The 19,778-nt window shown below is 43.2% G+C and carries 17 protein-coding genes and 1 CRISPR repeat array; of the genes, 2 read left to right on the plus strand and 15 right to left on the minus strand.

Annotation, left to right across the window (positions count from 1 at the left end; all coding sequences use genetic code 11):
* Positions 1–407 precede the first annotated feature (407 nt).
* The 12 genes from ftsH to ACYQ1I_RS04705 form a co-directional block, all read right to left on the minus strand.
* On the minus strand, positions 408–2,420 hold the full coding sequence (ftsH, locus tag ACYQ1I_RS04650) for an ATP-dependent zinc metalloprotease FtsH (protein WP_459762840.1): 2,013 nt from the start codon (positions 2,418–2,420) through the stop codon (positions 408–410).
* Between the two features lie 98 nt (positions 2,421–2,518).
* Positions 2,519–3,925, minus strand: coding sequence for a tRNA lysidine(34) synthetase TilS (tilS, locus tag ACYQ1I_RS04655; RefSeq protein WP_459762842.1), 1,407 nt, complete (start codon positions 3,923–3,925; stop codon positions 2,519–2,521).
* An 81-nt stretch (positions 3,926–4,006) separates the two neighbouring features.
* The gene (locus tag ACYQ1I_RS04660) at positions 4,007–4,915 is read right to left on the minus strand and encodes a protein kinase domain-containing protein (RefSeq protein ID WP_459762844.1); all 909 of its coding nucleotides are present in this window, start codon (positions 4,913–4,915) and stop codon (positions 4,007–4,009) included.
* Between the two features lie 52 nt (positions 4,916–4,967).
* Complete coding sequence (locus ACYQ1I_RS04665) at positions 4,968–5,699, minus strand: vWA domain-containing protein (protein WP_459762846.1); 732 nt, start codon at positions 5,697–5,699, stop codon at positions 4,968–4,970.
* A 125-nt stretch (positions 5,700–5,824) separates the two neighbouring features.
* Positions 5,825–6,252: direct repeats of the CRISPR family, unit length 30 nt; unit sequence GTTTCAATTCCTTATAGGTACTTTCTAAAC.
* 184 nt (positions 6,253–6,436) lie between these two features.
* Complete coding sequence (kamE, locus tag ACYQ1I_RS04670) at positions 6,437–7,198, minus strand: lysine 5,6-aminomutase subunit beta (protein WP_459762847.1); 762 nt, start codon at positions 7,196–7,198, stop codon at positions 6,437–6,439.
* On the minus strand, positions 7,189–8,754 hold the full coding sequence (gene kamD / locus ACYQ1I_RS04675; protein WP_459762849.1) for a lysine 5,6-aminomutase subunit alpha: 1,566 nt from the start codon (positions 8,752–8,754) through the stop codon (positions 7,189–7,191). Before kamD ends, kamE begins: the two co-directional genes overlap by 10 nt.
* Positions 8,755–8,772: 18 nt before the next feature.
* A complete protein-coding gene (kamC, locus tag ACYQ1I_RS04680; RefSeq protein WP_459762851.1) occupies positions 8,773–10,443 on the minus strand; it encodes a lysine 5,6-aminomutase reactivase ATPase KamC in 1,671 nt (556 codons plus the stop codon).
* A 1-nt stretch (position 10,444) separates the two neighbouring features.
* Positions 10,445–11,479, minus strand: coding sequence for a lysine 5,6-aminomutase reactivase subunit KamB (gene kamB / locus ACYQ1I_RS04685; RefSeq protein ID WP_459762853.1), 1,035 nt, complete (start codon positions 11,477–11,479; stop codon positions 10,445–10,447).
* A 50-nt stretch (positions 11,480–11,529) separates the two neighbouring features.
* Positions 11,530–12,774 carry a lysine 2,3-aminomutase gene (gene kamA, locus ACYQ1I_RS04690; RefSeq protein WP_459762855.1) on the minus strand — a complete coding sequence of 415 codons (1,245 nt, stop codon included), beginning with the start codon at positions 12,772–12,774 and terminating at the stop codon, positions 11,530–11,532.
* A gap of 24 nt (positions 12,775–12,798) precedes the next feature.
* A complete protein-coding gene (kdd, locus tag ACYQ1I_RS04695; RefSeq protein ID WP_459762857.1) occupies positions 12,799–13,836 on the minus strand; it encodes an L-erythro-3,5-diaminohexanoate dehydrogenase in 1,038 nt (345 codons plus the stop codon).
* A 287-nt stretch (positions 13,837–14,123) separates the two neighbouring features.
* Positions 14,124–15,542, minus strand: coding sequence for a sigma-54 interaction domain-containing protein (locus ACYQ1I_RS04700; protein ID WP_459762859.1), 1,419 nt, complete (start codon positions 15,540–15,542; stop codon positions 14,124–14,126).
* A 193-nt stretch (positions 15,543–15,735) separates the two neighbouring features.
* A complete protein-coding gene (locus ACYQ1I_RS04705) occupies positions 15,736–16,872 on the minus strand; it encodes a THUMP domain-containing class I SAM-dependent RNA methyltransferase (RefSeq protein WP_459762861.1) in 1,137 nt (378 codons plus the stop codon).
* A 200-nt stretch (positions 16,873–17,072) separates the two neighbouring features.
* Here ACYQ1I_RS04705 and ACYQ1I_RS04710 point away from each other — a divergent pair, with 200 nt between their 5' ends.
* Positions 17,073–17,198 carry a hypothetical protein gene (locus ACYQ1I_RS04710; RefSeq protein ID WP_459762863.1) on the plus strand — a complete coding sequence of 42 codons (126 nt, stop codon included), beginning with the start codon at positions 17,073–17,075 and terminating at the stop codon, positions 17,196–17,198.
* A 203-nt stretch (positions 17,199–17,401) separates the two neighbouring features.
* Here the strand turns inward: ACYQ1I_RS04710 and ACYQ1I_RS04715 are convergent, their stop codons facing one another.
* The 3 genes from ACYQ1I_RS04715 to ACYQ1I_RS04725 are packed head-to-tail and all read right to left on the minus strand — an operon-like array spanning position 17,402 to position 19,274.
* Positions 17,402–18,229, minus strand: a complete 828-nt coding sequence (locus ACYQ1I_RS04715; protein ID WP_459762865.1) for a YfjL-like protein — start codon at positions 18,227–18,229, stop codon at positions 17,402–17,404.
* Positions 18,226–18,789, minus strand: coding sequence for a zf-HC2 domain-containing protein (locus ACYQ1I_RS04720; RefSeq protein WP_459762867.1), 564 nt, complete (start codon positions 18,787–18,789; stop codon positions 18,226–18,228). Before ACYQ1I_RS04720 ends, ACYQ1I_RS04715 begins: the two co-directional genes overlap by 4 nt.
* The gene (locus tag ACYQ1I_RS04725) at positions 18,786–19,274 is read right to left on the minus strand and encodes an RNA polymerase sigma factor (protein ID WP_459762869.1); all 489 of its coding nucleotides are present in this window, start codon (positions 19,272–19,274) and stop codon (positions 18,786–18,788) included. The genes ACYQ1I_RS04720 and ACYQ1I_RS04725 overlap by 4 nt, the downstream gene beginning before the upstream one ends.
* Before the next feature lie 173 nt (positions 19,275–19,447).
* Here ACYQ1I_RS04725 and ACYQ1I_RS04730 point away from each other — a divergent pair, with 173 nt between their 5' ends.
* Positions 19,448–19,777, plus strand: coding sequence for a PadR family transcriptional regulator (locus ACYQ1I_RS04730; RefSeq protein ID WP_459762871.1), 330 nt, complete (start codon positions 19,448–19,450; stop codon positions 19,775–19,777).
* Position 19,778: the final 1 nt, after the last annotated feature.

Here is a 19,778-nt window from a genome sequence, read left to right on the forward strand (position 1 = left end):
TAATTTTCCCCCTTTGTAACTTTTTTCTTAAAACCCTTTCTCTTTTCCTTTCTGCATTAAGAATACTTTCCTATTTGTAAACGTTTTCACCCCCTCTGTTGTTTTATTATAGCCCCCATAAATCAAAAAGCCATAGAAAATTATCTATGGCTTTTTGGCTTTTACGGGGGAAGAAATGGAGGATTTCTTCAATAAAAACCCAGCAATATTAAGGAGACAAATGAAGTTAATATGACATTTTAAAATCTTCACACAGCAAATACTTTGTTAAAAAATTATTTATATTTATTTATATTCTTCTTCTTTTATTAAATTCCTTCTCAAAATTTAAATAATTCTTAAAAAAGATACCAAGGGCATAATGCCGTGAATTTGAAAAGCCTCCAGCTTACACTGGAGGCCCTTTTCTAATCCTTTTTATCTTGATTTTCCTTTGGTTCATCTTCAACTTCTTTAACTTCCTTGGCTAAATCGACAGCCTCAACCTGCTTATTTTCTGCAGCTTCGGATGGGTCATCCTTCTTCTCAAGCTTGATTTCAGATGCCTTAAGCTCTTTAAATCGCTTTTCAATATCTTCGATGCTATCTTCGTCATTAATGACTAATTCACCCTTAAATATTTTATCGAACATATCTGCATCAAGGGTTTCCAGCTTAAGAAGGGCCTTTGCAATGATATGCAGCTTATCTATATTTTCGCTTAGAAGTTTTTCAGTCTGTTGATATGCATGATCAACAATTCGCTTAATTTCACGGTCAATTTCAGCTGCCACCTCTTCAGAGTAGTTTCGCCTTGATATCATGTCTCTACCAAGGAAGACCTCCTCTTCATTGCCGCCCAAGGACATTGAACCCAGCTTTTCACTCATACCATATTGGGTAACCATGGCCCTGGCAATTGCTGAAACCCGCTGAAGGTCATTGGAGGCTCCGGTACTAATATCATCTAATACCAGTTTTTCTGCTACTCTTCCTCCTAAAAGATGAACAATATGGGATTCCATCTCTGTTTTAGTCGTATAGTATTTATCCTCGGTTGGCAGAATCATGGTGAAGCCACCGGCCCTGCCCCTAGGTATAATGGTTACCTGATGTACTGGGTCCATATTGGGGGTTAAGGTTGCTACCACCGCATGCCCGGCTTCATGATAGGCAGTAAGCCTTCTTTCCTTTTCACTGATCACCCGGCTCTTCTTTTCTACCCCGGCAATTACTTTTGTAATAGCCTCTTCAATGGTGGCCATTCTAATTTTCTTTTCATTTTTTCTTGCTGTCAATAGGGCTGCCTCGTTCATTAGGTTTTCTATATCAGCTGGTGTAAAGCCTGGAGTTCGTCGAGCCAGCACATCAATTTGAACATCCTCTGCCATGGGTTTGCCCTTGGCATGAACCTTTAAAATAGCCTCTCTACCCTTGATATCGGGAACACCTACCACCACCTGCCTGTCAAATCGACCAGGTCTTAATAGGGCAGGGTCTAAAATATCAGGACGGTTTGTGGCGGCTACAATGATAATCCCTTCATTGATTCCAAAGCCATCCATCTCAACCAATAGCTGATTGAGGGTTTGCTCTCTTTCATCATGGCCACCGCCTAACCCGGCACCTCTTCTTCGCCCTACGGCATCAATTTCATCAATAAATATAATACAAGGGGAATTTTTCTTTGCCTGTTCAAATAAATCCCTTACACGGGAGGCACCTACCCCTACAAACATCTCAACGAAATCTGAGCCACTGATACTAAAGAAGGGAACTCCGGCTTCTCCAGCAACGGCCTTGGTTAAATAGGTCTTACCGGTACCCGGAGGACCTACCATCAGAATTCCCTTAGGAATTCTGGCACCCAATTCAATATACTTGCGAGGGTTCCTTAAGAAATCCACCAGTTCCTGAAGCTCTTCCTTTTCTTCATCCAAGCCGGCTACATCGTCAAAGGTAACTTTTTTGCGCTCATCTTCCTTGTGAAGCTTTGCTCTGCTTTTCCCGAAGGACATGACTCGACTGCCGCCCCCCTGGGATTGCTGCATAAATACAAACCAAAATACAACAAAAATCAAGATCATAAATATTGAGGGCAGTAATTCTATAAACCAGGGTGTACCAGCTGGCGGTTCTGCCTCAACCACAAAATTAGGGTCCTGATCCATTCTTTCCTCTAGTATTCTGGTAAAGTTTTCTGTACTGTACACATCGGGAATATAGGATTTAAACTGTTTATCTCCTTCTACGAGAATTCCCTCTATAGAACGTTCAACAATATGAACCTGCTTGACGTTACCATCAATTAGTGCCTTATATAGTTCTGAAAATGTTAAGTCTACAGGTGAAGGCCCCGGCTTTCCATATAGCTGTATCAAGAGCAGTAGTGCAATGAATACGAAGATGTAAAAGCTGGCTCCTCGGAAAATTTTCCTCAACAAAAGTCCTCCTCTCAATAAATGCTAGTTCTTAGTCTACTGCATTTTAATATTTTACCATACTACGTTGTTAAAAACAACTTTCACAAAATTCACCTCTACAAGGCTTCTGAACTGGCCTCCAGGTACTCTACCATCAAAATTCTTTTGGTTTTATTAGTTATTTTATATAATTCACTAATACGATACCCAACGACCCACATAATATTCTCGCCATCGCATAATATAGGAACCTGTTCTCTTTTTTCCCTTTCCACCTTATGATCAATCATAAAATCCTTTAGCTTTTTACTTCCCTTTGCTCCCAGAGGGACAAATCGGTCTCCTTCCCGACGATTTCGAATGTGCAGTCCCTTAGAAACTTTATCGTAATCAAAGGCCTTTAAATAAGGCTCCTTAGGATAGCCCTTCAATTCTTTCTTTTCTAATATTTTAAAACGAAAAGTACCGTTTAACTCCTGTATATAGGTTTCGCCCGGTGCTTCCACGGTATAATGAAACCTTTGCTCCGCTTCAGTAACATTGGTTGTAAATATGACCCGATGATAGCTTTTTTTTACGGTTATTCCCAGGGGTAATTGAATTTGTTTACCGCTTCCATCTAATTTCAAGAAATTTTGTAATAGATCGATATGCTTAAATTCAATCCCCTCGCCCTTTCCCGCTAATTCTTCCACTGTTAATCGAAAAATTCTGGTTAAAAGAGCCGTATGTAAATTAATGAGTCCATGAATGGCAAAGCTGATTGTCTTTTGGTTTTCATTGGTTTTTAATATGTTATACATATCTCTGGCCTGCTGATCGATAAAATCATGGTCTTGCCTTAAAAGGGCAGCAGTTCTGCCAAGGGCTTCAATGATTTTGGGATTATATTCTGATTCCAGATGGGGAATAAGATGAAGCCTTATTTTATTTCGGTGATAAATTGGTTCAAGATTACTTTGATCAATTCTAGGGTGCAGCTTATATTCCTGACAATAGGCTTCAATTTCTTGACGGCTGACATCCAACAGGGGTCTGATAATTTGATCCCGTCGATGCTGTATTGCCGATAGACCCTGAAGTCCTGCACCTCTGATCAGGCGCATTAATACTGTTTCAGCCTGGTCATTTAAGTTATGGGCCACAGCAACTTTTTCTGCCCCGACCCTTTGGGCAATTTCATCAAAGAAGCGATACCGTTGAATTCTGCCGGCTTCTTCCATGGACAGCCCCTTTTCCTTGGCATAGCCGGGAACATCAACGCTTTTTACAAAGCACATAATATTCAAGCCTTCACAAAGCTGTGTAACATACTGGGCATCCTTATGGGCTTCGATTCCTCTAAAATTATGGTTCAAATGGGCAGCATAGAGCTGTATATCATAAACTTTTTGAAGGGAATATAAGCCGTGGAGCAGACACACTGAATCGGGCCCTCCTGAAACTGCAACAACTACCTTATCTCCCCTTTTTAATAAATGATTTAAATCAATGGTTTCTTTTATTTTGTCAATTACTGTCATGGGTCATCCCTCATTCTTCTAAATAAATTATTTCTCTGTTTTTTCAAATATTCCTTTTATATCAGCCAACAATCTTTTTATTTAATAATTTGTTAAGAAAATCAATAGAACAGTTAACAGCATCAGACCTAGGCTGGCTGCAAAAAATCTTTGTATGTTGATATCAAGCTTCTTTTTTTTCATTTTCAGGGCACACTGCCCTTCTATATTATATAATTCATTAATTCGCTTTTCAAACCCTTCTAGTAAGGTTTTTTCTTGATTGAGGGATCGTACTATAAATTGCTTTAAATCATTGCTGATGGAGAGGGCCATAATTTGCCCCATCAGCTGTTTCTTGGTCTGACGATAGGGATTGAGCTTTTCACCCAGCAAAAGCCGAATCAACATCATGGTCAAAGCAAAGTATTCATAGGAAATTTCGGCCCTTCGGATGCCACAATGCCAGCAGGCTCGATCATAGGCCGGGGTGTATTCCTTAATTCCTTCCCCCAGTCTCACCACGCCTCCCAGATCAATCAGCTTCAATTGATGATTTTTTTCATCTATCATAATATTTTCCAGCTTTAAATCTCCTAATATGTAGCCCATCCTATGGAAATATTCTAGGCCTTTAAGCATTACCATTAATATCGTCAGGCATAACTGGGCTTCCATGGGCTTATTCCTGGAGTAAGCCTTCAGGTTGAGTCCAGGAATATATTCCAAAAGTAAAAAGTGCAGTAATCTTCCATGAACCTCACAGTCATCTATTCCATATACATTTACCACAAATGAAGTTTTTTCAAACTGCTTTAACATATGGTATTCTCGATTAATTGATAGGTTTTCGGTACCGGCCTTTAGGGCAAAATACTTTTTCTGCTGTTCTCCATAGACCAGATAAACCGCTGCAGTCCCCCCCATTCCAAGGGGTTTAATTACCTTAAAGCGTTCTTTAGACCATTTTCCCGTTATATAAGGGACATCAATCAGCATTTTTCCTTTCATGGCCTCACCTGTTAATTATAATTTTATTGATAAAAAAGGTAGGGATGGCTCCCTACCCGATAAATTCTTCTAAGCACTGGGGTTCCATATGCTGCTTGATTCCAGTGTATTCTTCAATTAGCTCTATTCCCCGTTCAATGGCCAATGCCGTTGGTGTTGCTCCACCGGGCTTGATTCTATAAAGACTTCGCTCTAATTGCTGGGGATTTTCACCAAAGTTTTGCAGTACGATGGTACTGGCCTTTCCATCGCCCGGAAAGCCCACCACTGCCAAATGAACTGTTCCCCTTCTTCCCCTGAAGGATTCAACCAAATCCATAATACTATGGCGGGCTGCCTGAATTTTGGTGGTCATGCTGCCGCTGCAATCCAAGAGAATACAGCAGTAAATTGTAATTTCCTCTGAATACTCGTCTATGTAGTTTAGTATTTTACTTCTTGAATCTGGGGCCATTTGAGACAGGTCTGAACCGATTATTTCCTTTAGTTGCCTATTGACGGTTTCCTTAAGGGTCGAGCTAACGGTTTGGTAGCTTAAGCTCTGTATCGTTTGAGACAGGGCTTCAATGTAGCTGTACTCGTATAGGCCGCCCCCTGCCTTGGCAATGTTCACAATTTCCTCGAAGGGCTTTTCCTTCTGCTGGTTTTGGGCGATAATTCCCACTGTATTGACCGTTATTCCCTGCCGAAGGGCGGCCCTTGCTGCCAATACCGGGTCACCACCCATATTTGACTCACCATCGGTGACCAAAACAATTTGTCTAATGGTTGCTTCCTTTGACATGATTTCACCCCATTTGTTTTTTTGTAATTATTACCATAGGTCAGGTTATTTATACCAATTTCCATGGTTAAAAATGGGCGTAAAAAAGCCATCTAATCTTTTAAAAGTCAGATGGCTAAGGAAAAATCATAATTCCTTATAGGTACTTTCTAAACCCTGCAAATTCAACTGTTGTCATATCGCCTATAGCTTTGTTTCAATTCCTTATAGGTACTTTCTAAACGATTAACTTATTACTGATTTTCACCCATACAACAGGGTTTCAATTCCTTATAGGTACTTTCTAAACAGGCGTACAGGGTTTTTCAGACAATATCGCAACCGCGTTTCAATTCCTTATAGGTACTTTCTAAACGTTTTGGCGGGAAAACTCACCCCCTTCAGATATAGGTTTCAATTCCTTATAGGTACTTTCTAAACCTAGTAAATCAGCTCTCTTTTCTACTCCAGCCTCAGGTTTCAATTCCTTATAGGTACTTTCTAAACGCCATCATAGTTTTCGGAATGATTTACTTATTGTTTAGTTTCAATTCCTTATAGGTACTTTCTAAACCCGTTACATACATTGAGTTTAACACCTTTACTATATTTTGTCAAAGGTAAACCAGGCTGTCATTGGTCTGGCGATTTTCTCTAATATTTCCGGCTATCCATTCCAATGGCTTAAATACAGCTTCAAATAAAATTGTCGTCGATCCCCCGTGTTTTTTACGCTATTGGGGGTCGACGACAATTAATTACACCAATCCCATTTTCCTGTTGGCGATTTCATGTACTATAAAGGTGGCTACATCCTCGGCAAAGCTACCCGTTCCAAAGCCAGCATCGTAGCCCAGCTCCTTGGCCAGCTCGTGACTCAGCCTGGGGCCACCGCAGACCAATACCACTTGATCCCTGAGTCCTTCTGCTTCTAAAAGCTCCACCAATTGAGTCAGGTTGGGAATGTGTACATCCTTTTGGGTTACCACCTGGGAAACCAAAATGGCATCGGCCTTTAGCTCGATAGCCCTGGCCACCAGGTCTTCATTTAAAACCTGACTGCCTAAATTGTGGGCTTCAATGCCCTTGTATCTTTCAAGGCCGTAATGACCATCATAGCCCTTCATATTCATTATGGCATCTATTCCCACGGTATGGGCATCGGTTCCGGTACAGGCCCCCACCACCACAATGGGCCTGCCAATTTGGCTTTCAATAAATTCCTCTACCTCTTCCATTGACAGGGTTTCTACATCTACCTTAACCACCTCAATGGCATTGTAATCTACGGTATGGACACATTTCCCATAGACTATAAAATAGGTGTAGCCCTGGCTAAGCCCCTTCATATGAACCACCGAGGGTTCCTCAAGGCCCATTTTGCCAGCCAGCTGCCTGGCGGCCTCTCTGGCCTCCTCACCGTAGGGCACCGGCAGGGTAAAGCTTACCTGCACCATTCCGTCATTTAAGGTATCGCCATAGGGCTTAACCCGTGAATAATCAATTTTTTCTATTTCCATGACGAACCCTCCTCAAGCATAATTTCAACGAAGGGATTGAGGTATCCGGGGGCCTTCCTGATGACTCCCTCTAACCCCTTGCCGCCGGTTCTTGAGCGTTTGACGCCACCAAACTTTCCTTCCTCGATGGTTTTAAAGAGTCCATCGTATTCGATTTGCTCCAGTAGTGCAGCTGCCTCCTGTAAAACCGATTGGGCTCTTTTTTGTATGATACCGTCTTCCTTAAAGACAATTTCGCTGCCTAAGTCTTGGCAGTTATTAAAAATATATTGGGCATTATCAATTGACAGGGCCCGGTCTTGAAGATGGGGGGTATGGATTGCCTCCGTCAGCATCCCCAATAATTGAATTCCCTGTCCTGTCCAGATTGACACCAGGTTAAAGAGGGCATTCTGTACATGGCCCTTGAAAATATCCCCTGTCATAAACTTGGTGGGGGGCATGTATTTTAAAGGAGCCTTGGGGAAAATTTCCCTTGCCATTTGGGCCTGGGCCAGCTCCAGTAAAAAACCATTGGTCAGATTAGGGTCCATTTCAAAGGCATGGCCCAGGCCCATTTGCTCTTCGGGAATTCCTGCCTTTAGGGCAAACTGTTCATTGATAAACTGGGAAGCCAGCACCGTATGGGCCTCTTCCACAGCATCGGCGGTGGTTAAGTAATTGTCTTCGCCTGTATTAATGATAATTCCAGCATAGCCGTTAATAACACGAGAAAAGAATTGGTCAATCAAGGTACGCTGCATATTAATGTCTCTAAACAAAATACCATAGAGGGCATCATTCAGCATTACATCCAGCCTTTCCAAGGCCCCCATGGCTGCAATTTCAGGCATACTCAGACCAGAGCAATAGTTGCACAGGCGAATATATCGCCCCACCTCTTCTCCCACTTCATCCAAAGCCCTACGCATAATCTTGAAGTTTTCCTGGGTGGCAAAGGTACCGCCAAAGCCCTCGGTGGTGGCACCATAGGGCACATAGTCTAAAAGACTTTGGGCCGTCGACCGGATCACTGCAACAATGTCGGCTCCCTGACGGACAGCGGCCTGGGCCTGTACTGCATCTTCATAAATGTTTCCCGTAGCCACGATTACGTACAAGTAGGGTCTTTTTCCCTCTCCCAGCCCCTTGATCATGGCATCACGTCTTAGTCGATTTTCCCTTATCCTTTCTACCATTTTTAAAACGATAGGTGTAATCCGCTCTTGAATAGCCTTTGGCGACTCACCGGGAACCCTCAGTAAATGAATTTCTTTCTTTGCCACCGCCTCTGCAATTTCCTGGGGACTCAAATCAAAATGTACCATGGCATTTCCCAGCCAGTAGGCAATTCCCTGGCCCAGACCACCATTTTCTTTAATATGGTCCACCACCACATTGGGTAAAGGCGTATCTGTATCGTCTACCCCATCTATTCCCATGAGCCTGGCTATGGTTCGCTCTACGCTGACGGTGGTATGCAGATCAATAAATTCCTGTACCTCATCGGCAATGTGCTTAGCCGCATTCCTGGCTCTATTAATAATTTCTTGGTCGAGATTTAACTTACTTTCCATAGAACCCCTCCTCTGACATCAATTCATTCCATACAGCTTTTGCTCCCCTTTAAGCCTGGCAGCAAGAATTTCCTCTGCCCGTTGAAGCACTTCCTCATCAATCCCCATTAGCTCGGCAATTTTTAATGCCTCCATTGGGATTTCCCCCGGTTCAGCCATGGGTACCAGACGAAAATCCATATATCTTTGCAGCACCTGATCATGATGCTGATAGGTTTGAAAGGCCGCCCTTAGCTCTGTCAGGGTTACATTTCTAAGTCCCACAACCTGTAGCTGGGAAATGCCCTCAACATGGCCAAGCCCTTCATGGTGGGTTGTAATTACTGAGGTAGCAGGCATTTTCTTTAAATATTCAATTACCGAGTAGGTTATGGCATAGCCCTCCTGGGGATTCGTTCCCCGGGCCAGCTCATCAATTAAGATGAGTCCCCTAGTCTGGCTTTTTTTAAGGGCCTGACCTAATTCCTTCATTTCGGCCCCAAAGGTCGATAGACCTGACTCCATAGATTGATTGTCACCAGTGGAAAAGTGGATAAATTCCACCATCCCCAGGGTACAGGCCTCGGCAGGAACAAAGAGTCCCCATTGGGCCATGGCTGCCACCAGGGCAAGGAGCTTGAGGGTGACGGTTTTCCCGCCCATATTGGCCCCTGTAATCAGAGTAACCCCTTGACCTAATGAAAGATCAACCGGGGTGTATTGAAGGCCTCTATTGGCCAGGGCCTCCTCTACAGCAGGGTGCCTGCCCTGCCTAATATCCATATGAGGTTCTTTCTGGAGCTGAGGTCGGCACCCTTTTATTTTTTTAGCCAACAAAACCTTTCCCAACAATAAATCTAGGGCGCCCAGCCTGTTAATATTTTTAATTAGGGGTTCAGCTAGGCGGTCGATTTCCTGTGACAGCATGCCCCTTACCCGAAGCTCCTCGGTCTCTTCCAATGCTCTGATATTCTCCAGGTCTTCCTGAAGCCGGTGAACTTCCTGGCTTTGAATGATTTTAAAAACAATTCCCTGTAGCCCCTCTGAGGCCACATAAAGCCTGGGGGATTTTTGAAGCGCTTCAATTTTATCATAATGGGCCTTTGGAAGATGCAGCTCGCCGTTGGGCCTTGGCTTGATTCCAATTTCACGATGAATTTCCTGATGGATTAAGGCTTCCTCATGGCGAATTTTTTTTTCTAATTGCTGTTTTTCTTTTCTAAGTTTGGCTAATTCCTGAGAATAGGAATCATACAAATAAAAGCTCTTTACACCATAGCCTTCGGGGTCTAAAAGGGCTTCAATTTCTGTTAATGGCTCCAGTTGGTATTCTGCCAAACTGCCCATTAGGTATGGCTGAAGCGCCTTCCCCATCAGATTCATATCCATAATCTGACACTTAATTTCAAATAGCTCGATTTCATTTAATATTTCATGACCTTTAACCCGGCTTAAGGAGCCCGTTATGTCCTTTATGGTACTAAAGCTGGATTTTAGCAGCCTTAAAAGGGCTGGTTGCTGATCAATTGTCTTTATCAGAAGAGTCACCTGATCAAATACCCTTTCCAGCACCGCCTCCTGCCCCGGGAAAAATGGCGCCATTTGTTCCCTGGCCTTTTTTCCGTAGGGAGTATGGGTATTGATACGCTGGAGGATGGCCCTAAGACCAATCTCCTGCTCTGTTTTTATGGACATTAGGGAATTATTCATGCTATTCCTCCTCCAAGTAAAGATCAAATACCGGCAGGGGAGCCAGGGTCCTTTTCATTTTATCCCTAAGCTCCCGGGGATCAAGATAATATCCCTGGGGTGCATAGGGATTGGTAGTAACCGCCACCAGGTTAATTTCGTCCAAGACCTGAATGGTAAAGCCCTTTTTATTAAAATGCTTCCAGTCCCTAGGCTCAATAAAAATTTTTGTGGCATCCTGAACCACAAAAATAACCTGCTGAAAATAATATGAGGTCTGGGAGATGTCTTCCAGGGTGCTTTTCACCAGACTGCCCCGCAAGATAACATAACGGCTGCTGTCGGTAAGGGTCGCCCCAATGATCCGGCCTCCCCTTAGGGCCGTGGTAATGGGAATCTTCTCAAATCTTCCGTCGTTATGAATTACCCCATAGGCCCCCGACGCCATTATATTCCTCATTTGATCCTTTAATAATAAATCTTGGGGAGATTTTAAGGTAAATAGCTCCACCTGATGGGCTGTTTCCGCTATAACCCTGTTTATGTCTCGACTGAGAACTGCCCCTGTGGCCAAAATAGTAGCTTCAGTGATGGCTGGGGCCGCAGCTGCCTTTCTGTCTATGGCTCCGTCAACAACAACCAGAGCCGCTCCATAGGCCAGCATCTTCTGTGCCACCAGTCGTATTTGCCGATTGGTCTCTGGGCCAGCCAGCTCCACCAGCCCCTGGTTAATAGTTTTGCCAATTACAATTTTACCCATGGGGGTATTGAGGTCTGTCACCTCAAGTATTTCCAATCTTGTTTGACTTCTGGCCAGGGCATCGGCTGCTGTACTGATGAGTGTTCCCGGCGGTACATCCAGCACTGGTTTTTCAGTCATGGTTACAATATCAAGGCTTTCTCCATCCCGGCCGGTGGAGGTGAGCCCCAAGGGAATCCCCTGGCCCTGGGCCTGATCCATCAGACTCCTTAGGGCTACGGTTTTTCCTGCATTCTTTGCCATACCCACGACAGAAACAATTTTATATTGGTCTTTAATCAGATTAAGCAGGGTCATGCCTTTCTCCCCTTCGCTGAAGCCAGGAGGCCCAAAGGCCCCCAGCTTCCCTAGCTTCTTTGATGTCTTTCTAATTTAGCAGGCTCCAGGGCAATTTGGTTTCCCGCAAGAAGACCTGCCACACCCTGTAGCCGGTATTTTTTTTCACCTCTGCACACATCACATTGACAGGCATCTTCATAATGCCCGGGCTCTGTATAGGTGGTAATCACACCTTCATAATTTCTCAAAATAATTTTGTTGGCAGATTGAGAAATAACATAGTTGGGCATTACAGGAATTTTACCGCCCCCGCCCGGCGCATCCACCACAAAGGTAGGTACTGCATAGCCCGAGGTGTGGCCCCTTAAGCCTTCTATAATTTCAATTCCCTTGGCCACCGGTGTTCTAAAATGCCCGATACCCATGGAAAGATCACATTGATAAATGTAATAGGGTCTGACACGATTTTTTACCAGCCTGTGAACCAGCCTTCGCATCACGTGAACGCAATCATTAACTCCCCGTAAAAGCACCGACTGATTGCCCAGGGGAATTCCGGCATTGGCTAATCGGGCCAGGGCTGCCTCTGCCTCAGGGGTTAATTCCTTTGGATGATTGAAATGAGTGTTTAACCAAATAGGATGATACTTTTTAAGCATTTCTACCAGCTGCGGGGTAATTCGCTGGGGCATTACCACCGGGGTTCTGGAGCCCAGCCTGATAATTTCAACATGTTCAATGGTTCTCAGGCGACTAATAATATATTCCAGCCGTTCATCAGAGACCAGCAGACAGTCTCCCCCTGATAAAAGCACATCTCGTACCTCTGGATGCTTTCTAATATATTCGATGGCGGCATCAATCCGATCAAGGGGCAGCCCTTTATCCTGCTGTCCGGCAAATCTCCTCCTGGTACAATGCCTACAGTACATGGCACACATGTCGGTAATTAACAGCAGCACCCTGTCTGGATAGCGATGGGTGAGGCCCGGTACTGGTGAATCTGCATCCTCGTGGAGGGGGTCCTCCATATCGGCTTCACTCTTATGGATCTCTTTCATAATGGGAATGGCCTGCTTTCTAATGGGGCAGTTGGGATCCTCTGGATTCATCAGGGTGGCATAGTAGGGTGTGATTCCCATCCTCAAGGTTTTAAGACACTCTGTAATGCCCTTCTCTTCCTCTTCAGTTAGAGGGATAATTTTCTTTAGGTCCTCTAGCTTTGTAATACGATTGGCCGCCTGCCATTTCCAGTCATTCCATTGCTCCTCCGTAACATCCTTCCATAGGGGTACCTTTTTGTAATCACGCATGTAACCTCTCCCTTCAATTTTATATTAACTATATAGTTCTACATAGACCTTTCTCAGCTTTTCACTTTCTCGCATGATCTGTAGGGCTATTTCACTGTGGCCCTTGGTATAGCCGTTTCCAATAATCATGGTGGTATCCTGACCCACCCCCTCAGCCCCCAGGGCTGCCTTGGTAAAGCTGGTGGCCATGCTGAAGAAATAAATCAGCCCATCGGGTTTTGCCGCCAAAATACTGGCCATTTCGGTGTTAGGGACATTGACACAGTTAATAACGATGTCGGCCATTTCTCCCTGGGTGATATCCTTAACCTTTTTCATCATTTCAACTGCATTGGTGGCATCTGCGATTAAGTAATCATGGGCCAGCTCTAATTCCCTGGCTTTTTGAATGGAAGCCTCATCGGGCCCCACGCAAATTACCTGGCCTGTAATGCCCCCTCGCTTTTTAGCTTCATACAAGCACAGCATGCCTGACTTTCCCCCACCGCCGATTACAACCACTCGATCGCCCGGCTTAACAAGCTTAGCCGTTTGGGCAGGGGCTCCAGCCACGTCTAAAACAGACAATACCAGGTTTTCTGGCAAATCTGTTGGTATAATACTGTAAATTCCGCTCTCAAATAAAACTGCCTTACCCTTAATATCTACCTGATCAATGTCCTTTCTAATGGCCACAATTTCATCAATTCTTAAGGGTGTTAAGGACAATGATACCAGGGTGGCAATTTTATCACCTACCTTTAAATCGGTTTTTCCCACCAGGGCATCACCGATTTTTTCAACGGTGCCAATCAGCATTCCCCCGGAGCCCGTTACAGGGTTTTGGTGCTTACCTCTGGTTTCAACGATTTTGAGCATAATTTCTTTAATTTTTTCCTCATCGCCCCCGGCCTCCTGCTTAATCTGTGTAAAGCTGGCAGAATCAATATTGAGGGTTATTACATCAATTAAAATCTCGTTGTCGTAAATTTCCATGGTGTTGTCAATTTTTAAAGCAGGCTGAGGCAGTACCCCCTTTGGTTCAATTACCCGATGGGTACCATATGGACATCCTTTTTTCACACAATCTCCCCCTTACAAATTAATTAAATCAATTTACTATGATTGCTGCTGCAATACAAGTGGTGCTTTCTGAAACTACCTTCTGCAAATAGTATGCCACTCATCATGGAAAGTACTCTTCAATGGCTTTTCGTTGAAAATACTGAATCTGAATTATTTTAAGGCATATTTTTTGAATAAAAACCATCAAAAAATAAAAAACAATCGCCTGATTTTGGGCAATTGTTTTAATATAACAATTCTTATAGGAACTGTTTCAGGCTACAACTAAATCTACCCAATTGACCTTACTGACGATGCTGCCAGTAGGGGGCCTTTTTAATGCTATGCTTAGCCATCTTATATTGTAATGTTTGTCTGGGTATTTGCAGATGTTGAGCCGCCAGGGTTACGTTCCCCCTGACCTGAAGCAGAGCCTCTTCAATGGCTTTTTTTTCTGCGGCCTCAAGACTTTTTCTAAGGGAGGCAGTGGTGGGCTGCCTTTCCCCCTGACCAAGATTTTTATATAAATGCTGGGGTAAATCCGTTACTTGAATCTCGTAGCCCTCCAACACATTCATTGCTCCCTCTATCACGTGCTGCAGCTCTCTGACATTGCCGGGCCAGGAATACTGATAAAATATTTTCCATACCTGGCCGCTGACCTGTTGAACTTGCTTTTTAAGCCTTTCATTATACCGATCAATGAAGTGCTCTACCAGAGCAGGTAAATCTTCACGGCGCTCCTTCAGGTCGGGTACCCTTAAGGAAACCACGTTTAAGCGATAGTATAAATCCTTTCTAAGATATCCTTTTTCCACTGCCTCCAAGGGGTCCATATTCATAGCAGTAATAATTCTAACATCAACCTCTCTGGTACGAATATCCCCTATCCTTCTAATGGTGGCTTCCTCCAGAACTCTTAACAGCTTAGCCTGAAGCTCCAGGGGCATGGAATTAATTTCGTCCAGAAACAGAGTTCCGCCATGGGCCAGCTCCAGTAGACCTGGTCGATCCTCAGCACCGGTAAAGCTGCCCTTGACAGTACCAAATAAGATTCCCTCTAAAAGCGTAGCAGGCAGGGCGGCACAGTTTTGGGCTATAAAGGGCCTATCTCTTCTTTGGCTGGCATTATGAATCGATTGAACAATGAGCTCCTTCCCGGTTCCCGTACTGCCATGAACCATGATAGAGGATTGATTTTGTGCGGCCTTGAGGGCCCGAGCCTTTAAACTTAACATTTCCTGACTTTGACCAATGATATCAACCAGGGTATATTTCGCCGTTCCCCTGGGCGCTTTTTTATGGGCTGGATTTTCCTTCAACAGCTTTTTTTGAAGCTCCACCACCTTTTCTGAAAGGGCCTTTACTGCGGTGATATCTCGAGAGATTTCCAGGGCCCCCACAATTCGTTCACCCTCATAAAGGGGAAGGGAAGAATTAATGGTGGTGATTTTATTTCCTAAGTAATTGACGAAGGTTTGCTGAATGTTCATTAAGGGTTTTCCAGTTCTGATGACCTGCAGCAGGGTGCTGGTTTCCAGGGTGAGGGATGGATAGATTTCTAAGAGGGAACGGCCAATGGCCTCCTCCTGATTAACATTGTCAAGCCTTGCAGCGGCCCTGTTACAAAAGAGAATTTTCCCCTTTTTATCAATAATTTGAATTCCTTCAACCACTTGATCAAGTACCATTTTCATCATTCTGCCATTGAAAATCTTACTCATAGACCCACCGCCCATTTTTCGGCTTTTTAAGCCCATTTTTCGGCACTTCTTGTTAGTATTTTATCAGATTTAATAAAAGATTTCAAATTGAATTAAAATTATGATGGGCTATACCAGTCATAATTTACTATTGTTGAAGTTTTGATAGCAAAAAAGCACTTGTCTGCTCTATTGTTGCAGACAGTGCCTTTCATTACTCCTGGGGTGGTCTTGGGCCAGGATATTGATAATATGTACATTCAATTCTTCCGTTATACAGCTTTCTTCTTCGACCTGCCTTTTTTCCGTAAAGACTTTCAAATTCCGGGTGGGAGGTTATGATGTAATGGGACCAGGTGTCAAGCTTTGAAAAAACCTCACCCATTTTTCGGTAGAGTGCTGCTACCTCCCTTTGTTCCCCCAGTCTTTCACCATAGGGTGGGTTGCAGATGATACAGCCATAGTCAAATCTGGAACGAAGCTCTGCAACGGATAGCTTTTGAACATGAATATCTGTCTCCAGCTGGGCCTCTTCTATATGGTACCGGGCCAGCTTCAATACTTCACCGTCTATGTCTGACCCATAGATCCTAAGGGGGCGGTCAAACATTGCCAGGTCATGGGTTTCCCTTCGGGCCTCTCGCCAAAGCTCCCGGGGAATCACAGGCCATTCCTCTGAGGCAAAGTTTCTGTTAATGCCCGGTGCAATATTCTTTCCAATCAAGGCTGCCTCAATAGGAATGGTACCGGAGCCGCAAAAAGGGTCAATCAATACTCGGTCTGCATTCCAGTAGCTCAGTTGAATCAGGCCTGCCGCCAGTGTCTCCTTTAAGGGGGCACGATTAGAAAGGGTTCTGTAGCCCCGCTTGTGGAGCCCTGCTCCACTGGTGTCTATTGTCAGGGTAGCCATATCATTTAAGAGTGCCACCTCAATTCGATATTTGGCAGCGGTTTCTTCAAACCATTCCCGCTTATACTTGGCCTTTAGCTTTTCAACAACAGCCTTTTTTACAATGGCCTGACAGTCTGGCACGCTGGAAAGCTTTGATCGTACCGATTTCCCCTCCACAGGGAATTCCCCATCCTCTGGAATCCATTGCTCCCAGGGCAGGGCCTTGGTCTTTTCAAAGAGTTCATCGAAGGTAAGGGCTTTAAACTCCCCCAGCTTCACCAAAACCCGATCGGCGCTCCTTAACCAGAGATTGCCCCTGCATATGGCAGAAAGGTCGCCCTGAAAGGTAACTTTTCCGTTTTCCACCGCCACCTCCTGGTAGCCCAAAGCCTTTACTTCCCTTGCCACCACAGCCTCTAATCCAAAGGCAGCCGTGGCAATTAATTGTATTTGATTCATGGTTTCCCTCCCATTATTGGCAATTTTAATCTCACCTTATCATATTATTTCTGTCTAAATTCGTCAATTAAAGAATATATCAGCGGCAATCTAAGTTAATCTTTCTGATACTGTCGGGGAATGTCAAGCATTTTTCCTTTGATTTCCACCCAACTTAGGCTATAATGAACTATATCTGCTAAAAGGATGGGAGGCAAAGGATGAAAAGACTACGTATACATATTTTTATTGCTACTTTAATTTTATTATTAGCCATTACCTGCTTCAGTATTTATATTGATCATTTTCAACCCACGGCTGCCATAGAGCTGAACAGTCATACTTAATTGTAACTACCTTGTACACCGAGCCTAATATAACTTTGGTCTTCCTTACTTAATGTTAGAAAAGCCAGCATCACCCGTATATCAATACAGGTTTGCCGGCTTTTCTTTTTGCTTATTGAGTGGCTATCTACTTGTTTCTCATATAAAACACCAACTACATATCCAACCGAAAAAATATTCCCTTGGTTTAACTATCAATGTTGCTAATTGATACTTTTTTTGTAAATCCTTATCTGAAGCCCTTCCTCATAATCAATATCGTCCTCTTCAGTAGATGATTGGTTTAGCAGTTTTTTATCAACCTCCTCCGGCGGGTGGTTCAGGGCGAATTCTAATCGGTGCAACAGCTCACCACTTTCTATATCATCCGGCGTAACATTAATCACATTAATTGCAGTCTCATCACCTCTCAGATACAGGCTATAGCTGGTAAAACCATAGCCTGCCCCGGCCAGCACTTCATGAACCCTGACCAAAATGGCCTCAATTCCTTCCATCGTTTCATCCTCTAGGAAAGCATTCATATAGAGGGTAAAGTCAATGGGTAAGGATTGATCATATTCCATATCTAATTGAACAGCTTCATTCTGTTCTTCGTATTCCCATTTCTCGACCATTGGGCTGACTTCAAGGTCTTGAAGCTCAGGTATTGCTGCCAAAATCGGTGTAATTTCCTGTTCAAGCTCCTTTTCTAAACGAGCTAAGGTATTATACTTCCTCAATACATTGACATCATAATCATCCCGAATAATTTTACCCCTACGATAAGAAATATTAAATCTTGTATCGATGCTGGTTTTAGACCTTGCCCTGACCATATATTCATTAAACTTAAAATTATAGACCGGTCTTTCAAGTACTAAGTCAAGATGAGAATAATGCTCCTCAGCATAGGCTCTTACGGCCCTAGCGGCCAGGGCCGCCGAAACGGGATTGCCTAAAAAGGCATTGGCCAGAGAGCCAATTATTCCAATCAATATCATGGCCAATATAAAGGCTCCAATTTTTAAGCCCATTCTTTTCTTATTCATAGCTTTTCCTCTTTTCTCAAGGCAAATTTAAGTAAAGCGCCAATTACTGCTCCTATCAGGGTAAGAATCGTATAAATACCAGTTAGAATTAAAGGGGCCGATAATATGAGAAGCCCTCCTTCTTCAAGTATATTTCCTTCAAAAATCATTTGCAATAGAATCCAACTATAGGAGGCCAGAAAAACACCGAAGGGCCCATAAATCCATTTTTTTTTCAAAATCAGATAAGATAAGCAGCCTATGACAGGCATTAAAATAAAGTTGTAAAACATACCCTGGGTATTAGACAGAAAAACCCCCAATATTGTACCACATACGAGTAGTGCCATCCCCATTAAAAATAAGCTTCTTTTTACTTTGAAAATGATTTTCTGATCATCAAGCTGATAATTGACTGTTTCATCTGTCTGATCTTCATGAAAGATCCTTTTGCAGTCTTCACAGACCTGAATATGATCATAGACCAGTTTGACACTATCATCACTGGCAACATGATCCTTTACCAGGGGAATTAAATCCATACATACATCGCAGGATATATTGGAATTTTCACTTGTCATAATAGTTCCTCCTTTCTCAGTACGGATCTAAGCCATTTTTTTGTTCTAAAATCAATGACCCTGGCAGAGCTTTCAGTAACGCCTGCCTTTGCCGCTATGACACTGTAGGCGTAGCCCTCTGCCCGCATATAGACAATGGTTCGGGTTCTTTCATCCCGCTGATCTAGAATTTCTTTTATTCTGTTAAGGGTTTCCAGGTTAATCATACTTTCTTCAACAGAATCTAAAACATAAATAGAAAGCAAGTCATTGAATTCTACAGTGGGTCGTTGTCTTTTCAAATGCCTTAACCATCTATTTCTGGCAATACCAAAAAGCCATGTCTTAATGGAGGATTCTCCTTTAAAGGTTGGAAGGGCCCCGATGGCTGTCAAAAAGGTTTCAGAAACCAAGTCCTCTGAAAGGGTCGGATGATGTGTCAGGCTCATTATATAATTAAATAAATCTTGACTATACTGTTGATATAGCTTTTCTATTTGAGACACGAAAATCCCCCTTTCTATAGATTAGTCACCAAAACAGGGCTTTCGTTACAGCTTTTAATTACATTTTTTAATAAAAAACAAAAAAATTCAAAAAACTACTTTATCTGTCGTAGTAATTATGGTAAGATTAGATTACTACGACAGGTGCAGTAAATAGTAAAGGAGGAAAGACTTTGATCAGCAGCGACGTTATTAGAGGCTACAATGATACAATTATCCTCTGCATACTCCTTGAAGGTGAATCCTATGGCTATGAAATTTCTAAAAAAATTAGAGAACACTCAAAGGAAAAATACATTATAAAGGAGACTACCCTTTACTCTGCCTTTAACCGGCTGGAAAAGAACGGCTATATTGAAGCCTTTTATTTAGATGAAACCTTTGGAAAAAGACGTACCTATTATCGTATTACTCCAAAGGGACTGGCCTACTATGAGGAAAAATGTGCTGAATGGAATTTAACGAAGGATGTTATCAATCGATTTATAAAGGAGATGAAGTAAA

The sequence above is a fragment of the Alkaliphilus crotonatoxidans genome (assembly GCF_054658015.1).